We start from the raw sequence: 20698 nt of genomic DNA, 5'->3' as shown, positions 1-20698 counted from the left end.
ACCCTTATTGCTGCGGTTTGTTTGCTATAAACTATAAGAGTTGTCACCAGTACTAGCTTTAGTGGCGGAGCAAGAGCTTATAGCATACCTTTTGAATACTGTTGTCAATTGTTATAAGCTGGAGTTGCTGGATTTTGAATAGTTTGTTTGTGATAAGGCTTTTTTGTGCAAGTGTCCAACTCTTGTAAATGAAGAGTTGTTATTTAACTTGTGCATATACAAAGTTAGGCTTGAAAAAGAGCGAGGAAGAACGCGAGTGTTATGTATATAATTCATACAAACACGTGATCTATAGACGCAAATTTTGAAAAGTATCACGACTATAGATGGTTAGAAAGAATTTAGTTTGTGCACTAGCACTTATCTAAGTGGGTTTTATAACCGTGCTGTTGTTTACTTAGTGTTTAAAGAGAATTTATTATAAAATAAGATGCTATCGTAAGTTACTTGTGATACGCTCTTATGTTTATATGTCTTTTTAGCTGATTATTTAGTTTGTAATAGTAGATTTTGTTTAATATGGTGCTTGAAAAAAATAAAGGTAGCGAAAGGCTATATGCTACTGGTCGTAGGAAAGAATCCTCTGCCAGAGTGTGGTTAAAACGTGGGAGCGGCAGCATAGTTGTGAACGGTAAACCACTAGAAGAGTATTTTGTGAGGCCGGTTTTGCGTGTTATAATCAATCAGCCTTTTGCAATTACTAATACATCTGGACAGTATGATGTGTTCTGCACAGTTAAAGGTGGCGGCACTTCAGGACAGGCTGGCGCAATCATGCATGGAATAACAAGAGCACTTGATGTTGCAGATCCAAATTTGCACTCAACTCTCAGCTCTGCTGGTCTTTTAACTAGAGATAGTAGGACAGTTGAACGTAAGAAACCTGGTCGTAAAAAAGCAAGAAAACGCTTCCAGTTCTCTAAACGCTAGTACATTTCTCTCCTCTCTCAGCTTTTTGAGCCGTTTATTATGCTGTTTTAATGTTGTAAGTATTGCTGTGATAGTGGAGTTTTGTTAAAAGTTCTTAGTATATAGTATCATAATAGGATTTGTTGCTTCCTGTTTAGTTTAGCATAATGTATATGACTCTAATAAATGAGTGGTTTGTATTTATTATGTACGAACAAATTTATACTGTAAAAAGAGCTAGGAAGAATGCTATTTATATAGCACTGTTAATAGTACTTAAAGTACTAGTTAATTTCTACGCCAGGGTGTGTATATAAAATATATAGGAAACACTGTGACAACGCCAATTTTGAAGCTTTGCTTGTTGACACAAGCGTTTGAAATAACGCTATAAAGTGCGGATGAGCTAGTATTCTAGCTTATTGATATATTGATTTTGAAACTTGTTTAAGCTTTAATTTTGCGAAAGTACAGCAGGTTAATGTATTAGTGTTGTGTGTCGCTTATCAACTTTTTTGCTAACTTTAAGTATATATTATTTGTTATGGCAAGAGTTACTATAGAAGATTGTGTTAAGAAGGTGCCAAACAGATTTGAATTGGTCGTTTTAGCTGCAAGAAGAGCTAAGGAAATTGCTCTTGGCTGCGCTGCACTATTGCCAAAAGACAATGATAAACCTGCTGTTATAGCGTTAAGAGAGATAGCAGCTGGCGTTGTTTCAATTGATTCTTTGAGATCTGCGGTAGCAAAGCATTTTCAAATTGACCATACTAAAGCAGAACGATAACAATATACCAGTGCATTCTCCATTCACTGAGAAAAGTAATTAAAAAATCACAAGGTGTGACTGCCTTCATAGTATGCGCACCAAAAATCTCAGGAGCGGCATAAAATAATGTTTAGAGTGTCAAAATAGCGCTTTAAATCCATAAGAAAATGTTATAATAAGCACAAAAAACTTACGAACTTACGAATTTTGTGAAGGTAGCATTTACAGCATAGGGCCAATTATCTAGTCCATCCGCCAAAAGTATACATTGTAGCTTTTGAAATATAGCATAAGTTACTAAGGTGCTGACAATTTAATTGTATTAAAAACAGCATCATAAAAAGTACCAAATAAATCTATAGTTTTTCTAATTTCATTTTTTATCTTAAACCAGTAATGCTCTATAGGATTTAAATCAGGAGAGTAAGTTGGTAAAAATAATATGTAACAACCCACAGATTCAATTAACTCTTTCACTTTAGGATTCTTATGGAAGTTAATGTTATCCATAACAACAGTTTGTCCAGGTTTTAATTCTTTAATTAACATCTCCCTAATATAAGCTTCAAAGACCTCTTTATTGCAATTACCCTCAAATATTACGGGAGCAATAAGATTACAATTACAAAGACCAGCTATCATACTTATTCTAGTTTTATGTTGATACACCTTTTCCCCATAGCACCTTTCTCCTAAAATACTACAACCATATCCTTTACAAGCATTATCTTCTATTCCAGATTCATCAAGATATACTATTTTATCTCTTGTGATGGTTTTTATCTTTTCAATAAATTCATGTCTTAACGGAATATCTCTTTTCGGATGAAGATGAGTTTTTTTTATAGCTATAACCAAGTTTTTTTATCGCCTGTAAGATCGTTGTAGGTGATATATTACACCACTTCTTTGCTAGTTCTTTTGATGTCATAGCAATATTTAATTCAAAAAATTCTTTAAAATCTTCTAGATTTTTGATCTTATGACTGTGACCTTTTTGATAACCACTTGCTGCTTTCAAAGAACCGTGCTTATCTTGCAGAATTTTCCACTTATAGATAGTATCACGACTCACTCTAAATAGTTTACTCACTTTAGTGATTCTTGCACCATTTTCTAATGCTTCTATTACTCTTACCCTAAGTTCTATTGGATATGCTCTTGCCATAATTTTATGCTTTTTATTTCATACTCACTTTTTATATCTTGATTCCTAACTTTTGTCAGTACCTTTATCACTTATGCTATACATAGCATTGCAAGCTCAACTATCTGAAACCTAGCCCTTTTTCCATTATATGACAATCATGTGGATGTTTTATATGCTTTGGCTGAACTGTCGTGTCAATAATCATGGCTGCCAAATCTTTTTTTAACTGTGCCAATCCTACAGCCTATTCTGACCACCTCCTTTAATATCTCACGACAACCAGATTCTCACAGATCTTGACGAAATCTTCTTATGCAACTTTCAGATACAATCATGTCATTTTTGAAATAGTCATATCCACAAAAATACTGCCAATATGCATTTTCCTGAAGGCCACTCCTCGGTATAACAATCAGAGGCATTTGAAATGGCTTTACAGCATAAACAACTATAGCATAACACGACGGTCTTTACGGCTTCTACCATATCGTTTCGCAGAAACTTTATCAAAAATTCGCTCCTAAAAGACCACAACAATCAACTTTCGATCTTAATTTATATAACTTATGTTGTGGATTCAAACTATCAGATAATCTCTCCTCAAATATTCTACTTTGAGTGTTATTAATTTTCACTTCTTCCGATGGCATATAATACAAATCCGTAAGGTTTTTTGGGTCTTTTATAACATTTTCTTACGGATTTAAAATACTATTTTGACACTCGAGGCTCATTTTATACCTCTTCTGAGACTTCTGGCGCGCGTACTACTTAGCAAATACTACTTAACAAAATCCATAAGATTGTTGGCAGTTTTGTCATTTTTTCTGCTGTACTTTCGGAACAGCAGAATTGTCTAAATAAGTGTAAATAAGAAGTGTAAGTACTTCACTGGGTAAAATATTTAGCAAACTCGCTATCTGACGATAGTATAAACTTTGTATTCGCATCTAGGAACGCATTTTTATAAGCTTCAAGTGACCTAGAGAAACCAAAGAATTCAGGATCCTGCCCAAAGGAATTGGAAAATATGCGAATCGCTTCTGCTTCACCTTGACCTTTCAAAATCTCAGCAGATTTATTAGCCTCTGCAAGAATTACAGTTCTATCTCTATCTGCTCCTGCTTTTATAACCTGAGCTTCCTCAGCCCCTTGCGCTCTGATCTCAGCAGCTTCTTTTTGACGTTCTGTTCTCATACGCTCATAAACAGCATTCTTAGCCTTATCCGGAAGATTCACTCGCACTATTCGAACATCTATAATCTCAACGCCGAAATTTACAGCATGACTATTCACAAGCTCAGTCACTTTTTTGGTAATATCATTCCTATGAGTACCAAGTACATCTATAAACAAAAAAGTACCTATAACTTCTCTTATGCTAGATTCCATTATTGCACCAATCCTCATCTTGAATCTCTGCTCATTTTGAGTAGATTGGTAAAATTTTAGCGGGTCAACTATCCTATACTTAGCAAAAGCGTCAAGCTTCATAGTTTTTTGATCAAGAGCCATAACCTCACTAGACTCACCAGGACTAAAAGTTAAATGTTGAATTCTATTATCAAAGAACACTACATTTTGTATCAAAGGTATCTTTATCTTGAGTCCCGGCTCTTTCTCCTCGCTGACTACATCACCAAATTGTAAGACTAATGCATACTCACGCTGATCCAGTACATAGAGTGAACTAGATAGAACCATAATTACCGCAACAACTATAAATCCAGCAAAATAAAGTTTTTTCATAAAAACATATATACAATCGTTTCTTTCTTACAACACACTTACAATATGAGAAGCCTTTAGTTCTTATTCACTTCAAATAAGTCTTTCATAGGAATCACGGGAATTGTCCCATTTCCTGTGATTCTCTTATCTATAATTACTTTCTCTTTGTTCTTGAGAACCTGTTCCATTGTATTTATATACATGTTTTTCCTCGTCACATCTTTTGCTTTCTGATATTGAGCAACAACGGCTGAAAATCTTTCTGCCTCTCCTTGTGCTCTTGCGACAACACTATCTTTATATGCCATCGCTTCCTGTATTATAGCTTGAGCGCCACCTCTAGCACGCGGAATAATATCATTCTTATAAGCCTGCGCTTGATTTATCTCGCGCTCTTTATCAGCCTTAGCAGATTGAATATCTCTATATGCATCTCTAACCTCTGGAGCTACATAGCTATATAATATACCTAAGCTCACAACCTCTATTCCAGAATTATAACTATCCAACATATCTTGCAGTACAGCCTTAGCCTTATGCTCTATCCCTTGCCTCTGTTCTGAAAGAGCTTCAGATATTTTTGCAAGCCCAACAACCTGGCGCATAGCACTTTCAGACGCAACTCTTATAGTATTCTCTCCGATATCATCTCTTATATTAAACAGGTAACGACTTGGATCTTTTATATACCACTGCACAGAAAAGTGAAGATCCATTATATTTTCATCGCCAGTCAACATTTGACTTTCTTTTGGTATACTTATTGAATCATCAGCACCTTCTTGAGCCGGAGCTCTTTGGTTTTGAGAAGCTTTAAAACCTATTACCTCTTTATTAATTCTGGTCACACTCACTTTCTCCACAGTTTCCACAGGAGAAGGAAGTTTCCAATTTAAACCAGGAGTGGAAATTCTGTTGTATCTACCAAACCTCATTACCACACCTTGCTCATCAGTATCTATGGTATAAAACCCTGTAGAAAGCCATGCTAATAAAGCAAACAATATGATGATGAAGAAGAACCAGCCCCAACTTTTGCCTGCTGCTCCAGGTTTGCTGCCGTATTGAAACCCACCAGAGTCATTTTTTGAAGACAAAAAATCCATTATTTTTGTCCTGCCTTTTTTTAGCATCTCTTCTAGCTCTTTACTAGGATCTTCTTGAGATGCGCCCTTTTGTGGATTGGATTTCTTGGGAGCACCTTCCCAAGGATTCTCAAATTGATATGCGGTAGTGAAGTTTTTCATAGCGTGTTTCATATTAAATGCTATAGTAATATATATATTTTTTATGTCGCCATGTCCAGGCCAATAATTGCGTTATGATCAAAAATCCAGCACAAATAGAGCAATTAGACAAAAAGCCGCATTTGTTGCAAGCAAAACACTACCTTCTTGCTGGATTCATTTTCTTCTTTATAATTTTATCATTTATGGAATTTTTGCTTGTGTATACAGCTAAAGTTTCAGACACTGGTGTCGTCATAGATGGCTCAAAACGTGAACAAATGCAGTATAACAGCAAGTTGATTGCAGCAAGAAAAAAACAAGAATTACTAGGATGGCAGGGTAATATAGATGTGCAACAGAATGCATCTTTCGTCAGCGTCATTTTTACTCTAAAAGATAGCGAAGGAAAGGATGTTATATGTAACAATGCTAAAGCAATACTAATGAGACCTGTCACTGCTAAATATGATAAAACTATAGTACTTGATCATAAGAATCAACAGTATGTAGGAGGTTTCAAGCTCCCTTTACCTGGACAATGGGATATCCATGTAGATGCTATTTGTAATTATGAGGTTGAATTTTCCTCTGATAAGCGTATTATAGCACAATTTAACAGATAAAATCTGCTTTCATAATTTCTAGTTATAATTTTTTATTAATATATGTTAAACATCGATATAATAGAGAGCACCTTTTTAGATAAATTGAAAAGCGCAACTACAGAGCAAGACATAATATCTTTAAAAGCCGAATTTCTAGGTAGAAGTGGTCTACTGACCACGGAAATGAAATCACTTTCTCTTATTACGCAGGAGGAACGAAAGAGCGTTGGGCAACGTATAAATAAGCTTAAAGATTTTATTTTAGATCAATTGCAACAAAAACACGCAGCAATTGAAGAAGCCGCACTCGATTTAGAGCTTTTTGCACAAAGTATAGATATTACACTACCGACACGTAATTTCAGCTATGGAACGGAGCATCCAATTAGTAAAGTAATTAGCGATATTACTGAGATATTGAGGCTTATGGGGTTCGTATGTATTTCAGGGCCAGAGATTGAAGACGATTGGCATAACTTTACTGCGCTGAATATCCCTGAATCACACCCTGCTAGACAATCTCATGATACATTCTACATCAAGGATAGATCACTGCTTCTCAGAACACATACCTCCTCCGTTGAAATAAGGCATATGCAAAATAATAAACCGCCTATCAAAATATTATCAATTGGTAAAGTCTACAGAGCAGATTATGACGCAACACATACGCCAATGTTCCATCAAGCTGAGGGACTTTATATAGCAAAAGATGTAGAAATAGGACATCTCAAATGGTGTTTAACCAACTTACTCCAATCATTTTTCGGCTTCAGTGACGAAAATGCTATACGTTTTAGAAGTAGTTACTTTCCATTCACATCACCATCTTTTGAAGTAGATATCAGATGCGATAGAAGTGCAAGAGGTGCGCTGAAGATAGGAAAAGGTGATGATTGGTTAGAGGTATTAGGATGCGGAATGACGCATCCTAAAGTATTACAAAACGTAGGTATTGATAGCAGAGAATATAGAGGATTTGCTTTTGGAGCAGGAATAGAAAGACTTGCAATGCTGAAATATCAAATTGCTGATTTGAGAAAATTTTTTGATTGCGATATGAGATGGTTGAGTTGTTTTAAAGCCCTTTAAACAGGTCTATTTACTATTTCTACAAGTCCACAGTTAATATTCTAAAAAGCCTAAGATTTGTCATATACTCTGTGGGCTTATAGCATGATCCACTTAGCATATATCTTTGATAAGATTTGGTACTTACTTATTATATACATGTGAAATTAGACTTCAAAAAGAGTTAGGAGGAATGAGTGCGCATGTGTATAAAAATACATAGAGAGTATTCTAAATGCCCCAATTTTGCAGTATAACGAGTGTATATATTTGCTTTTAGGTACTGCCTTCATAAGTTACGCGCGCTGGGATTTTAAGTGCATGATCTTTTAGAGTAGTAGTTAATTTCTGAATCAAATATATATTTGCGAAGAAATTAATGAGGTAATGCTTTAAAAATCAGGCCAAAGGAGTCTGCGAAAGTGGCTTTTTTTGAGCAGTGTCGTAGCATTTATTTTATGAATCTTTGTTTTTAGAACTGTGCGGCAATAAATAAATCTTGAGTAAACAAATGCGTTTAATGATAATAGGAGGATTGGAAGGGCAACTTATAGAAGCGAGTAAAATTGCTTCTCAACAAGGAGCTAAAGTATTCCATACACCATCAATCGACGTTGCTCTTCATTCAATGAGATCAGGCAAAGGAGCAGATCTCATAATGGCAGATGTATCTATCGATATAGAGCTACTTTGCAAGAGTCTTGTAGCAGAGCGTATATGTACAGCAGTTGTAGCATGTGGAATAAACTGCAGCCCTGAAGTTGCGGCAAAAGCAATCAAATCTGGAGCAGTAGAATATATACCTCTTCCCCCGCAAGAGGAATTAATAGCAGCAGTTTTCGCTGCTGTTGCAACACCTAAGAATCATGAAATAGTTTATAAATCTGAAAGTTTTATGCATGTTATGGATGTTGTCTCAAGAATTGCAGATTCAAGCGCAACAGTTCTTATTACCGGAAATTCCGGCACCGGAAAAGAATTAATTGCAAGATTCATACATCAAAATAGCAATAGAAAAGAAAATAGTCTTATCGCATTGAATTGCGCAGCAATTCCTGAGCATTTACTGGAATCCGAATTATTTGGCCATGATAAAGGTGCATTTACTGGGGCGCTTGAGAAAAGAGTGGGCAAGTTTGAAGAAGCAAATCATAGTACCATCCTATTAGATGAGATAAGTGAGATGGATCTTCGCCTGCAAGCAAAGCTTCTAAGAGTATTGCAAGAAAGAGAAATATCTCGCATCGGAAGCAATAAGGTTATGAAACTAGATGTAAGAGTTATATCTACTTCAAATAGGAATCTGCTTGAAGAAGTGAAAGCTGGAAGATTTAGAGAAGATCTATTTTATAGATTGAACGTTATCAACGTGGTACTGCCAGATCTTCGAGATAGAATTGAGGATATTCCAATACTTGCAGATCACTTTATGGCTAAATATGCAAAGATAAATGGAATTACGCCTAAGAAATTTTCAAATAGTGCATATGATAAGTTATCCAACTACGAATGGCCTGGTAATATAAGAGAACTTGAGAATATAGTACACAGAGCCCTTCTTATAACAAGAGCAGATTTAATCGATGCAAGTGACATTGAGCTAACGCATGTCAAACGAAAGAAACACACTACGCTTGATGGCACCCTTGAGGAAGTAGAAAAACGTGCTATATCAAATGCCCTCAAGTTTTACGAAAAAGATCATAATGCAGCAGCAAGCGTACTTGGAATTTCTATTGCTACACTACGCAAAAAAATCAAACAATATAGCAACCTGTAGTCCATGATTCGTACCGTAACAACGTTTCAATATACCTTCTTCTTAAAACTCGATTGCAGTTTAGGTGGTTTATCCGTCAAAAATTGATTTTGCCTCTTGCAAATAAATTTTTGCGGAAAGTTAGATTATAGTATTTTTCCTTATCGATGAATAGAGAATATAATGTGAAAAAAGTATATTATTCAGCACAAGACGTTGTTATTCTGTAGATTATTTGTCAGATATTTGCCAATAGTATCTAATAAAATCCATAAGGTTTTTGGTAACTTTGCTACTTTTCTTGCTGGACTTTCGGTGCGCCATAATTACTTGTAACCAATATAAACCTTGCGTTTCAAGCGCTATGATGCAGGCGACTTCATAATACATACTCAGTTAGAATTTTCAAAATTGGAGCCTTACAGTTTGCGCATTATGTATTGATTTATACACACTGCTTAGCACTCTTCCTAGCTCTTTTTGAAGTATAACTTCGTATGCATGCAAGTTAAATACAAACTCTTTATCTGCCAGAGGTATATATGGCTGAAAGTAAGCAAAGCTGCAAAGTAGTAAGTATTAGCTATGAAAACGGTGGCTAAAATTAGAGAGCCCAAGCATGCCATCCACATTCCAATTCGCATTCAATAGACCTCTTGCATAACCTCATTCTGAGGTAGAAATTCTTATAGAGTAGATTTTTGCAAAACGTCACCAAACAATGATCCACGTGAGTGTTTTTATGTTTTAGTGACAATCAAATCACAGTTTGGAACAGGTTATGCAAGAGGTCTAATATATCTCTCCATGCAGAATTCACTATTGCCTAGTCTAGCTCTACAAAAATTCAAACTTGACTTACAATAGATGTCACATCCAGGGAGAATGGAGTTGTTTACCACAGGTAAAATAAATGGAGGTATTGATACGGCAGCATCCACATAAGAGAGAAAATGCTTAATATGATCGAAAGATTGTGATATAAATCCGCTACTTTCGTCGAAAGTTTTTGTATAGCTCATGGCATTTGACCGAAAAATTTATTGATTGCCAATCTTATAAAGCTTTTTTTTTGGTAAATCTCAAGATAATAAATTGAATCTAAGAAAAATTCATAAATTCTAAATAGGCAGGCTTGTTATATTCGAGAATATGCACAAAGATTTAAAAAATTTATGTGAATTCGCAAAATGTGATAATATATGGATATTTATGCGCATAGAAAGTATTTTGATGAATGCAGGCGCTAAAATTCTTGCTTTGCATTATAATCAACATACTCTACCTTAATCGAGCTTGAATATAAATTTCATTAATATTACAGTCATACTGTATGTGTCTTTATAGACCAGAAAGTTATCTATTAAATTTATACAATACAAATATAGAATTGATTGGTAGTTGTCGGAGCATTGTAACTGCTCGAATTTTTGCCATCTCAAGCTTGTGCTGTATATACCACAGGTAAATGAAGGTTGGTATTTTATAACTTGCACACATATGAAGTTAGACTTCAAAAAGAGCCAGGAAGAACTAAGGGATGCATGTGTATAATCAATATATAACGAGCGGTCTTACAAGAGGCGCCAATTTTGAAAAGTATGACAAGTATATATAAACATGCACTAACTTTGAAATTGCTTTCTGTTTGTAAAACTTAATATTGGAGTTTTGAAGATGCCTGGTACAGTAAAAGCTGATTTACTATTCTTAGGTCTTACAAGACCTCCTATGTTGTTTGGAGTAAGCTATACGTTTGCGATACTGAACTCTATGATATGTATGATCGCATATATTATATCTTCAGACTTTAGATTTTTAGCTTCTCTTTTTCCAATTCATGCAGTTGGTTACTATATATGTGCAAAAGAACCGCTATTTATAGAATTATTCAAAGTTAAAGGTGAGAAATGCTCAAGAAGGATGAACACTCATTACCATGGAGCAAACTCATACGATACTTACTAAGACGTATAAAAAATTGCACGATTATGACAACTTATAGCTTACTAAGTTGCCGAGCTAAGAGATTATTGTGTAGCCTGCAATGCAGGATACATTTTTTGCCAAAGCTCCAAATTGTATAGGAGTATTGGCTTATGCTTGTTATCAAGTGTTTTTAATCGATTTACAGCAGTTCTATGCTTAAGATATTTAAAACATGTACACCAAAACAGAAAATAGCAGAGCGAGAATATTCTGTCAAAAATTTCATTCCATATCTATGTCATTGGAATAAGAACACGGTAATCACAAAGACTCAGCAATTAATACAGGTAGTAAAAATAGGGGGCTTTTCCTTCGAGACAGCAGATGATGAGGATTTGGATGTCAAAAAGAGCATTAGAAACCTGTTGTTTAAAGGAATGAGCAGCGGCAGCTTAGGACTTTATTTCCATATCATTAGACGAAAACAAGCACCATATGCTGAGCAACAGAAGAACGTTGATATCCCAGAAGGCTTTGCAAGCTTTCTTGATCATCAATGGACTCAAAAACATATTCACAGTAAAGCTTTCAGCAATGAACTATATATTTCAATAGTACAAGAAGCTAGAGGTGGTGCTGGTCTTGGCAGCATAAGCATAGTAGAAAATTTAGTTAAGAAATTGATGTATGGAGCAGATGAGGAGGCTTGGGGTAAATCGCTATCTGAAGCTTATGAAAATCTAGAAGAGGCGACTGGAAGGGTTGTAAATACACTCAGAGAGTATAACCCTAAGCTTCTTGGCATTGAAACTATAGGATCTTCATCATATTCAGAAATCGCAGAATTCTTTAGTAAGATAGTGAATTGCGGAGATTCAGGTAAAATATTATGTTCACCGCAGAATTTAGACTCTTATATTAATAATCACCGTTTGTACTTCGGAAATAAGGCAATTGAGATCAAGGGACTGGATGGAAGAAGTAGATTTGCAGGGATAGTCAGTATTAAAGAATACGGCCCTAAAACTTGGCCTGGGATACTGGATTCGTTCTTGCGCATGCCGTTTGAGTTTGTCATATCACAATCCTTCCAATTTATTAATAGGCAGGTAGCTATTAATAAAATGCAATTGCAACAAAATAGGATGATACAATCTGGAGATAAAGCTGTATCTCAAGTAATAGAAATAAGCTCAGCACTTGATAGTGCTATGAGCGGAGAAATAGGCTTTGGGACACATCACCTGACAGTACTTTGCGTAGCAGATGACCTAAAGGAACTAGATTATATACTTTCGCTTTCTGCAGTAGAGCTAACTAATTCAGGTGGTATAGGTGTAAGAGAAAAAGTAAACATGGAGCCTGCATTCTGGGCTCAGCTACCTGGTAATTTTGATTATATAGTAAGAAAAGCGACAATCAACACACTGAACCTAGCCGCATTTAACTCTATGCACAACTATCCAATAGGGAGGGCAAAAAACAATCATTGGGGCAATGCCGTTACTATACTTGATACTACTTCAGGCACCCCTTATTTTTTCAACTTTCACTTGCGCGACGTTGGGCATACAACAATTATAGGACCAACTGGGTCCGGAAAGACGGTGCTGATGAATTTTTTATGTGCACAAGCACAAAAATTTAAATGTAGACTGTTTTTTTTCGACAAAGATAGAGGTGCCGAGATCTTTATAAGAGCAATGCAAGGGAAGTATTCAATAATAGATCCAAGTGCAGCCTGCGGCTTCAACCCATTGCAACTACCAGATAACGGGGAGAATAGAACATTTTTGATAGAATGGCTAAGACAACTAGCATCTACAAACAACGAGCAAATAACTGCTGAGGATATGGCGCTTATCACAGCTGCGGTAAATGGTAATTATAAGCTAAAGACAAAAGATAGAAAATTGCGCAATATAGCGCCATTTTTAGGACTAGAGGGTCCTGGTACTTTAGCTGGGAGAATCGCAATGTGGCATACAAACGGCTCTCACGCAAGAATATTTGATAATGATGAAGATGTAATAAATTTTGATAAAACTAATATATTTGGATTTGAAATGGCAGAGCTGCTTAAAGATAAAGTCAGCCTCGGCCCTGTACTTCTGTATTTATTCCATAGAATCAATATAGCTTTGGATGGCTCACCAACCATGATAGTACTAGATGAAGCGTGGGCTTTAATAGATAACCCTGTATTCGCTCCAAGAATTAAAGATTGGTTAAAAGTATTAAGAAAATTGAATGCATTTGTAGTATTTGCGACACAAAGCGTTGAGGATGCAAGCAATAGTGTCATAAGTGACACCTTGATACAACAAACCGCAACACAAATATTTCTACCAAATCTGAAAGCGACATCAGCTTATAGAACCACATTTATGCTAAGCGAAAGAGAATTTCAGCTAATTAAAACCACAGATCCAGGAAGTCGCTACTTCCTAATTAAGCAAGGAAGTGACGCTGTAGTTGCAAGAATTGATCTTTCTGGTATGTCAGATATTATAAATGTCTTGTCTGGAAGAGCTGATACTGTTTTAATCTTAGATGATGTGCGTAAAAAATTTGGTGAAGATCCTAAAGATTGGTTGCCAGAATTTACAAAACGCTTGAAGGAGATTAAGGACTAGGTATGCAACTTATACGTTATATATTCCAACAACTTCAGTGGGGCAACATTATTATGTTGTGTTCTCGGTGTATGGCACGATCTGTCAAACTTTTTATTCTGATATTTGATCGTGGAGTGTGCCATGTTATATAATAAAGTTTATGTTCCACTAAGCTTGTTGTTTCACAACCTCTGCAATCTAATTGCGACAAAGCTCTGTAAAGTAGTATGTCTTGCTGTGCTCTCGTTCTGCACATATTGCAACCACTCTTTCGGACATGACACAATGTTGGAATTTGAAAGTAGAGCAGTTAGTGGCGGTTGGTTCTCATACCTTGGTAGCTTGGATAACTGTTTCACTTCTGGTAAAGCGACTTATCCATGGGAATATGCTGCGTTTAATAATACATGCCTTCCTACTATACTTGGCAAAAATAATAATGAATGTAATAACACAAGTACAGGAACATGGTCCTTGCTTTCAACTATTGGACGCGGCGCTGTATATATCGGCATGCTTACACAATTTCCAATTGGTTCGATCATTGCATTGCTGGCACTTGGCGCAGAATATGTAATAATGGTGGATCTTTGTACCAATGCATACATAGTTGCACCGCATGAGCAAATAAACCTTGAGCTCGGATTAATGGATTGCCAACCACAGAATGGACAGATAGTGAATGTCGCAAAGGGCGCCTTAACTCCAACAGACGTTCCGTTTTACTATCACTGTGATCCAAACTATGACCCGGTTAGTGGACAAACTCTGCAGCCAGGCAATAATGATGATGCAAAATTAATAGGAAGAACTTGGGGATATATGGGCGCAGCATCGCCTTACTGCGTTGGAGACGCTGCCAACTACGCAAGAGGCAAGATGGTAGGCAAAGTTGTTGTGCATTACATATCTGGTTGGAGTCGTTTTTGGAGCGGGCTTGGAGATAGATGTCAAAAAGGAGGGTCAGGTTCCCCAACCAGAAATCAAGTTATACTTGATACAAAGGAAGATCAATACTTGTTCCCAGCTCATTACCATGCGTACTATAGATTTAATGATGAAATTGGAAAATTGCAAATGTGTGTGGTTGCACCATGGACACTCCTTCCAATTAGAGTAGGGTGTTCTTACGTCCCACCACCAAACGATGAAAATGAGATTGATGAATTTATACAAGAGTACTTGCGTGATACGAGATGTTATTATTTCTTAACAGGACGTCAAGATTTGAACTCACTTGGCAAAGCTCTTGCTAAATTTGATGATAACGGACATTCTGGCACTCCAGTTAAGGGGTTCCTAAGCAGTGATCTTCATGTTGTGAGTACTGTAGTTGGGTGTATACAAGATCTTTTAATCAAGATATTTATAAATCCACAATCTTCTGCCATTGCAGGAGGAAAACCTTTCTTCCAGATGGTGCAAGATAATATGCGGCAAATAGTTTTTGCGGCACTTGTGCTGTACGTTTCGTTAATAGGCATAAAGCTGATGACGTTGCCACAGGTTCCTCAGAGATCTGAAATCATTATGTATGTAGTAAAATTTTGCCTAGTACTTTACTTTTCATTAGGAAGTGTTTGGTATAAACCTGTTACATCTAAAAATACTGCTACAGGATTATACCCAGCACTACTTAATTCCGCGACACAAATAGCCCAATTTTTCATGTCAGCACAGAATAACAATGATCCTATAGGCCTATGCAGATACAGAATTGATGGAGGTGAATTGTTAAGTGAGAGACAAATCAATGTTGCTGCGCTTGGCGGCGCTGTCAAACCAACGATTGGAAAAGGCTCCGTAGTTCAAATGACGCTTTGGGATCTTGTAGATTGCAAAGTGGTGAACTACCTCAACTTTGGCTCATGTAAATATACTATATCTGGGATGGTAGGCGTTTGGATTATAGCAGCAGCTTTCTTTGTTGGACTGAAAGGATTTCTGCTTTCTATAGTATCATTCCTGTACTGCTTCATGCTACTGATGATAATATTCAAATTTGTGCACATATTCATTTTGTCTATGTTCACAATTACAATATTAGTATTGCTCTCTCCAGTATTCGTTGCATTTGCACTGTTTGAATTTACAAGTTCGATGTTTCAAAAGTGGATGTCAATGTTACTTGGTTATGTAATATATCCAGGTTTATTCTTTGCTTTTATCGCACTGATGTTAATGACATTCGATTCAGTATTCTTTGGAGATCTTGATATCAAAGGTGGAACAGTAACTGTTAAAGAAGCTTGTAGAAAAGTTACATCGCTTTATTGTTCTACATATTCTGCGGTCGATTCTGATCCTTGTGCTGCAAATGCTGGTACTATAGGTGGTAAATTAACAAAAAGGTTGGATTTAGGACCGCTAGGCAAATTCACAATACTTAATGACATATTCCTAGATATGTACCTAGAAGCCACTCTTAAGCTCATGTTGTTTGCCTTTTTGTTTTATATATTTATGGGCTCCATATCTGAGTTTTTAGCAATGCTTACTGGAGTGCAGGATCTTGGCAGCCTCGCTAAAGGCAGCATTAATATAGCTAAGCTTGCAAAAGAGATAGGCACGGCTGTTGCAACAAAAGGCATGAGTCTTGCGCAGAAAGCAGCATCAAGCGCTAAAGATGCTGCTTCTGATGCTGGGAAGCCTCCAGAAGGAGACGGTAGCAGCGGTGGTGGTGGCGGTGGAAAATCTGCACCGAGAGGTAATATTGGTGGAGGCAAGGACACAGCTGAGATTGCTAGCAAAATTGGCGGCGCTGGAGGTGCCGGAGGAGCTTCTTAAGCAAGTTAAATAAAAATATAGCTATAAAAAATTATGAGCAAACAGTTCAAATATAGATTAGGTGCAACGAAAGAACGCAGGCTAACAGGCCTTGTGCGCAGCACAGTCTTTCTTTGCCTTAATGTGAAACGTTTGCTCAGCACGCTATACGTTTACGCTAAGTTTACTTTTAAGCGCTCTTCAACTCCTTCTAATGCAATGCTAAGTATTACTCGCTCTACTTTATCGATTCGTGCAGCTCAGTTACTTAGCACAATTACTTATACTTTCTGTTTACTAACGCTATTAAACTGTACGCATGCTCAAGGTTCATCATTATATTATGATTGTGTACATGCTTGGGATTTTGGTGAAACTGATACTAGAATTATTTCGGTTAAACCAATCGGAGATATATGTTATAAACGCTGCCAAAACGAATGCAACGCTTTTGCTAGAAGCGTAAATAGCCCAGGACCAACCGATGAAGATTTTAAACAAACCTCGGCAAATAATCTCTCTCAATTAGAATTAAATAGAGATATTATTGAGCAGTGCACACTTGCTTGCCAAAAAGGAGAAATCTTTACTAGTAAATATAGAGAGGTAAATCCTGAAACTAAAAGTGCCGAGCGCTTTATTTGGAAAGATGCGGTTAGCACAAAGACCTATTGCGGTGTCCAGAAATCTTCAATAGACTCAGCAGACTATGCATTCTTCCCATCAGGGCTTTCAATAGACGCAGGCGAAAAAATTAGAGTTATAATGGTTAACCCTGGATCTGCCGATGTGAACACTGTTTATCTTTGCGGCTATAATTCAGTGAAATTATTTCCTTCTTTCAGGTCATATTCGCAGACAGATTGGAGTAATAATAGAGCTAAGTGGATATCTGATTCTTCTGCATCGCGTTGGAACGCAAGAAACTATATCTGGACTGACACCAAGATTGATGTCAAAGATGGTGATTATTTGATGATTCGCTATAGTGGTAATTTCTTCACTGGCTCTAGTGTTTCTGGTAATGTATTGAACTTTCCTATTAATCATAAGCTGCAAATCAGAGGTCCTGGGCCTGGTGATTGGTTGACAGGCGGTGACACATTGGGACTTCCTGGAGATAAGCTGCAGACGCTTGGGATGTCCGTCCCGCCTGATTGCTCAGATGAAAATTATGAAAAGTGTAATATAAAGTATGATGGAGATCCGCAAAGTATAAAAAAAAATAACGATCAGCAAATATGGCGCGGACTGATGCCGCAGGTTACTGAGGAAACCAGGCCTATGCTTGCTGTGCCTAAGCAAGTCGATTCTAAAATTCTGCCTTTCATACGAGATAGTCAAAATAAAGATCTTGAAAGGTACCGTGTGCATATCTTCGCTGGCAACCTTTCTGAATTTTCTAAGCAATATACAAGGCTTGGGGTAAGGCATTACATATTACACCAACAACTTAATACGGAATATGGACTTGGTGGTTTTGATGTAGATATCGCATGGCGCGGCTGCCCATATTCAGATGGAGCGATGTTGCAATATGCCGTCATAGCTCCAGATACAAAGGGTGGAAACGACTATTTCCCTGAGGCAGACAGTGTAGAATGGTATGATGTTCCTGAAGATGCTATAAAAAATGGAACAGCATTCAAATCAGAAGGAAAGAATAAAGGACAAATATTCTTTAGAATAAAAAAACTTAGCGACACATTCACAACTGATAATGGTCTCAGGCCAATCTGCTCGCCAACGGATCCTATATGTTTGGCAAGTCTAATTAATACAGGTAGTAATAAGTATAAGCGCGCAAATACAATGGGGCAATATTTTGTTTCTGTATCAAGAGCTGAGACTAAAGGAGTTGTAGAAGGTATCATTAGTCAGCTTGTCAAAACCATTGATGGTCAGCTATTTGGCACTGCAGACAAACCTGGAATGGTGCCGAAAATTTTCAAACAATTTGTTAGTGATTCAGGATTCGTCCGGGCAATTAGAGCGCTGATGGTTCTATACATAATGTATACAGGAATCAGCTTCATGATAGGAATTGCACAGATTAATCAAAAAGAAGCTATGATTAGAATTGTCAAACTTGCTGTAGTGACGCTGCTAATTTCACAAAATAGCTGGGATTTCTTTTCTACACATCTGTTCAATGTTTTCACGCACGGAGCAACTACTCTGATTGCGAAGATTGCAGCTCCAATCTATGGCAACTTAAATCAGGCTGCGTTAGATCAAGACCCTGTACTGGTCTTTTCTATATTTGACAGGCCATTTCAACAGCTTTTCAGTCCACAAGTATGGATGAAAATTGCAGCGATCTTATTCTCAAATTTTCTAGGACTTATTATAGCAATCGTTGTGATTTTTGCATGCATAGTCTATGTAATCTGCATAGCACGTGCAATGATGATATATCTAACGGCACTACTTGGAATCGCTATTTTATTACTGCTAGCCCCAGTATTTATCTCTTTTATCTTATTCAAATATACGCGTAGTATGTTTGATACATGGGTTAAGACTCTGATTTCTTTTGTGATGCAACCTGTATTCGTTTTTACTTCCATTGCAATGTTTAATGTGCTGCTGTTAGCTTGCCTCTATACAACACTATCTTTTACAGCATGCAAATCTTGTTTCCTGGGTTTTCACCTTGAGCCTATTATAGATATATGTATAATACCAGGTTTTGTGACTTTAGCAGTGTCACACACTCCACCAAGTGATCCATTTGGCTCTCCAATTTGGACTGTATCTGCTGCGCTTGCCTTCCTTGTGATCAGTCAAGGCATGTATGCGTTTTGTGCATTTTGTTCGAATCTTGCTAGGACTCTGGTAACTGGCAGCTTGGTTGGTATAGATCTAGTGTCTGTGGCAGATGCTGCAAATCCTATCAGAAATATTGCAAGTATAGTAGGCCATGCAACTGGTCTTGATAGCGAAGCAAGACAGAGTAGACAAGGAATTAAAGATAGTCTTTCATCACTAAAAAATTTTGTTGGTGGCGGTAAAAAAACAGACGGCGGCAATATGTCAGGTGATAATAGTAAATCTGCTCAAGGTTCTGGAGGAGGAAGCGGCGGTAGTGGAGCTGGGTTACAAGGTAGCAGCTCTATTAAGAGCGCATCAGATGCCGTCGGTAGAGCTGATTCATCATGGATAAAGCCACCATCTGCACCACCGCCTTCACCACCACCATATTCTTCAAGTCCGTCTGTTGAAACACAAGACTCGTGGCTATATGGAAGTGAGAATGCTGGATCTGGCTCAAAGCTCGACGCTGGAGCGCAAACTAGACAAGACACTGGTCCTTCCACTTCACCAGGATCTTTTGCGGATCCTGGGCAACAATCCGCAGGGCCTACTTATGGTCAGCAAGGAGGAACTTCAGGACTTGGCAGTCAGCCATCTCAAGCTCCAGAACATGGACAGCCTAGTACTATGTCTCATGAGGACGTCCAACCAAAATCTCTTGACCAAAGCAAAAATCCATATGATAAACCCCCTATGGATACAGGCTCTTCCCCAGGACAGCCTGACGCCAGCACACCATCCAAAACAGATGCTGGAAATATAAAGAGAGAGTGATACTATGTCATTGTCAATAATGCTTGCGATTTTAATTACTTATTTAATTGCTGGAATTCCATTCGGCTTATTGTTTGCAAAGCTCTTAGGACATAAAGATCTAAGGGCACATGGCTCTGGCAATATAGGAGCAACCAATGCAATGAGAGTGGGAGGGAAGAAGCTTGGTATTCTTACCCTTATTGCAGATGCAACTAAAGGCGCTATTCCAGTCCTGATTGCAAAACAATATGACTATAATCTTGCAATCTGCGTCGGACTTTCTGCAATTTTAGGGCACATATTCTCCATATGGCTTAGATTTAAAGGCGGCAAGGGCATTGCTACAAGCATTGCAGTTATACTATCGCTGGATATATATGTTGGTGTTTTTACTTGTATTTTCTGGTTGATTACTTTTCTAATATTTCAGACATCCGCCATTGCATCTCTTATATCAATGATTGCAATGCTTTTGGGAACTATTTTTATCATACAAAGTAAGTATGATATTCTGTTTGGACTTATTGTATGTCTTTTAGTATTTTATAGACATAAGGAGAATATCAAAAATATACTGTGGAGCTAATAA

At 37.1% G+C, this 20698-nt stretch carries 14 protein-coding genes; 10 read left to right on the top strand and 4 right to left on the bottom strand.

All coding sequences use genetic code 11. The features are described from left to right. Positions 1-519 precede the first annotated feature (519 nt). Together rpsI and rpoZ are read left to right on the top strand one after the other, a co-directional pair. Positions 520-930 (top strand): 30S ribosomal protein S9, encoded by a 411-nt coding sequence (gene rpsI / locus AACK98_RS07125; protein WP_339042667.1) that lies wholly within the window; start codon positions 520-522, stop codon positions 928-930. A 523-nt stretch (positions 931-1453) separates the two neighbouring features. Then, entirely contained in the window at positions 1454-1696 is a 243-nt protein-coding gene (gene rpoZ, locus AACK98_RS07120; protein WP_339041067.1) for a DNA-directed RNA polymerase subunit omega, read from the top strand. A 279-nt stretch (positions 1697-1975) separates the two neighbouring features. Here rpoZ and AACK98_RS07115 read toward each other — a convergent pair. The 4 genes from AACK98_RS07115 to hflK all read right to left on the bottom strand — a co-directional run bounded on the left by AACK98_RS07115 (position 1976) and on the right by hflK (position 5806). Beyond that, positions 1976-2846 (bottom strand): IS630 family transposase gene (locus AACK98_RS07115; RefSeq protein WP_339041065.1). Its coding sequence is split into 2 segments (ribosomal slippage): positions 1976-2521 and positions 2523-2846, totalling 870 coding nucleotides; the frame shifts between segments, so codons are not numbered across the junction. 269 nt (positions 2847-3115) lie between these two features. Then, a complete protein-coding gene (locus tag AACK98_RS08315; RefSeq protein WP_410519983.1) occupies positions 3116-3250 on the bottom strand; it encodes a transposase in 135 nt (44 codons plus the stop codon). Positions 3251-3716: 466 nt separating this feature from the next. Further along, on the bottom strand, positions 3717-4577 hold the full coding sequence (hflC, locus tag AACK98_RS07110) for a protease modulator HflC (protein ID WP_339041063.1): 861 nt from the start codon (positions 4575-4577) through the stop codon (positions 3717-3719). A gap of 56 nt (positions 4578-4633) precedes the next feature. Further along, positions 4634-5806, bottom strand: a complete 1173-nt coding sequence (gene hflK / locus AACK98_RS07105; protein ID WP_339041061.1) for an FtsH protease activity modulator HflK — start codon at positions 5804-5806, stop codon at positions 4634-4636. Positions 5807-5880: 74 nt separating this feature from the next. On the opposite strand from hflK, the gene AACK98_RS07100 reads away from it, so the two are divergent. The 8 genes from AACK98_RS07100 to plsY all read left to right on the top strand — a co-directional run bounded on the left by AACK98_RS07100 (position 5881) and on the right by plsY (position 20695). After that, positions 5881-6411 (top strand): FixH family protein, encoded by a 531-nt coding sequence (locus tag AACK98_RS07100; RefSeq protein ID WP_339041059.1) that lies wholly within the window; start codon positions 5881-5883, stop codon positions 6409-6411. A 42-nt stretch (positions 6412-6453) separates the two neighbouring features. Continuing rightward, positions 6454-7485, top strand: coding sequence for a phenylalanine--tRNA ligase subunit alpha (gene pheS / locus AACK98_RS07095; RefSeq protein WP_339041057.1), 1032 nt, complete (start codon positions 6454-6456; stop codon positions 7483-7485). 499 nt (positions 7486-7984) lie between these two features. Next, positions 7985-9244, top strand: a complete 1260-nt coding sequence (locus tag AACK98_RS07090; RefSeq protein ID WP_339041055.1) for a sigma-54 dependent transcriptional regulator — start codon at positions 7985-7987, stop codon at positions 9242-9244. A 1656-nt stretch (positions 9245-10900) separates the two neighbouring features. Then, complete coding sequence (locus AACK98_RS07085; RefSeq protein WP_339042665.1) at positions 10901-11191, top strand: VirB3 family type IV secretion system protein; 291 nt, start codon at positions 10901-10903, stop codon at positions 11189-11191. A gap of 173 nt (positions 11192-11364) precedes the next feature. Next, complete coding sequence (locus AACK98_RS07080; RefSeq protein ID WP_339041053.1) at positions 11365-13788, top strand: VirB4 family type IV secretion/conjugal transfer ATPase; 2424 nt, start codon at positions 11365-11367, stop codon at positions 13786-13788. A 267-nt stretch (positions 13789-14055) separates the two neighbouring features. Further along, entirely contained in the window at positions 14056-16557 is a 2502-nt protein-coding gene (locus tag AACK98_RS07075) for a type IV secretion system protein (RefSeq protein ID WP_339041051.1), read from the top strand. 33 nt (positions 16558-16590) lie between these two features. Beyond that, positions 16591-20127 (top strand): type IV secretion system protein, encoded by a 3537-nt coding sequence (locus AACK98_RS07070; protein WP_339041049.1) that lies wholly within the window; start codon positions 16591-16593, stop codon positions 20125-20127. Positions 20128-20146: 19 nt separating this feature from the next. Further along, on the top strand, positions 20147-20695 hold the full coding sequence (gene plsY, locus AACK98_RS07065; protein WP_339042663.1) for a glycerol-3-phosphate 1-O-acyltransferase PlsY: 549 nt from the start codon (positions 20147-20149) through the stop codon (positions 20693-20695). The last annotated feature ends 3 nt before the right edge of the window (positions 20696-20698 follow it).

The sequence above is a fragment of the Candidatus Lariskella endosymbiont of Hedychridium roseum genome (assembly GCF_964020185.1).
GTDB lineage: Bacteria > Pseudomonadota > Alphaproteobacteria > Rickettsiales > Midichloriaceae > Lariskella.
Note: the sequence above shows the minus strand (reverse complement) of the source record. Positions and strands in the feature narration are given on the sequence as shown.

Excerpts from the sequence above, each read along its gene's own strand:
- AACK98_RS08315 (WP_410519983.1), bottom strand. The coding sequence starts at position 3,250 with ATGCCTCTGATTGTTATACCGAGGAGTGGCCTTCAGGAAAATGCATAT.
- rpoZ (WP_339041067.1), top strand. The coding sequence starts at position 1,454 with ATGGCAAGAGTTACTATAGAAGATTGTGTTAAGAAGGTGCCAAACAGA.
- rpsI (WP_339042667.1), top strand. The coding sequence starts at position 520 with ATGGTGCTTGAAAAAAATAAAGGTAGCGAAAGGCTATATGCTACTGGT.
- hflC (WP_339041063.1), bottom strand. The coding sequence starts at position 4,577 with ATGAAAAAACTTTATTTTGCTGGATTTATAGTTGTTGCGGTAATTATG.
- hflK (WP_339041061.1), bottom strand. The coding sequence starts at position 5,806 with ATGAAAAACTTCACTACCGCATATCAATTTGAGAATCCTTGGGAAGGT.
- AACK98_RS07085 (WP_339042665.1), top strand. The coding sequence starts at position 10,901 with ATGCCTGGTACAGTAAAAGCTGATTTACTATTCTTAGGTCTTACAAGA.
- AACK98_RS07075 (WP_339041051.1), top strand. The coding sequence starts at position 14,056 with ATGTTGGAATTTGAAAGTAGAGCAGTTAGTGGCGGTTGGTTCTCATAC.
- AACK98_RS07100 (WP_339041059.1), top strand. The coding sequence starts at position 5,881 with ATGATCAAAAATCCAGCACAAATAGAGCAATTAGACAAAAAGCCGCAT.
- AACK98_RS07080 (WP_339041053.1), top strand. The coding sequence starts at position 11,365 with ATGCTTAAGATATTTAAAACATGTACACCAAAACAGAAAATAGCAGAG.
- plsY (WP_339042663.1), top strand. The coding sequence starts at position 20,147 with ATGCTTGCGATTTTAATTACTTATTTAATTGCTGGAATTCCATTCGGC.
- AACK98_RS07070 (WP_339041049.1), top strand. The coding sequence starts at position 16,591 with ATGAGCAAACAGTTCAAATATAGATTAGGTGCAACGAAAGAACGCAGG.
- pheS (WP_339041057.1), top strand. The coding sequence starts at position 6,454 with ATGTTAAACATCGATATAATAGAGAGCACCTTTTTAGATAAATTGAAA.
- AACK98_RS07090 (WP_339041055.1), top strand. The coding sequence starts at position 7,985 with ATGATAATAGGAGGATTGGAAGGGCAACTTATAGAAGCGAGTAAAATT.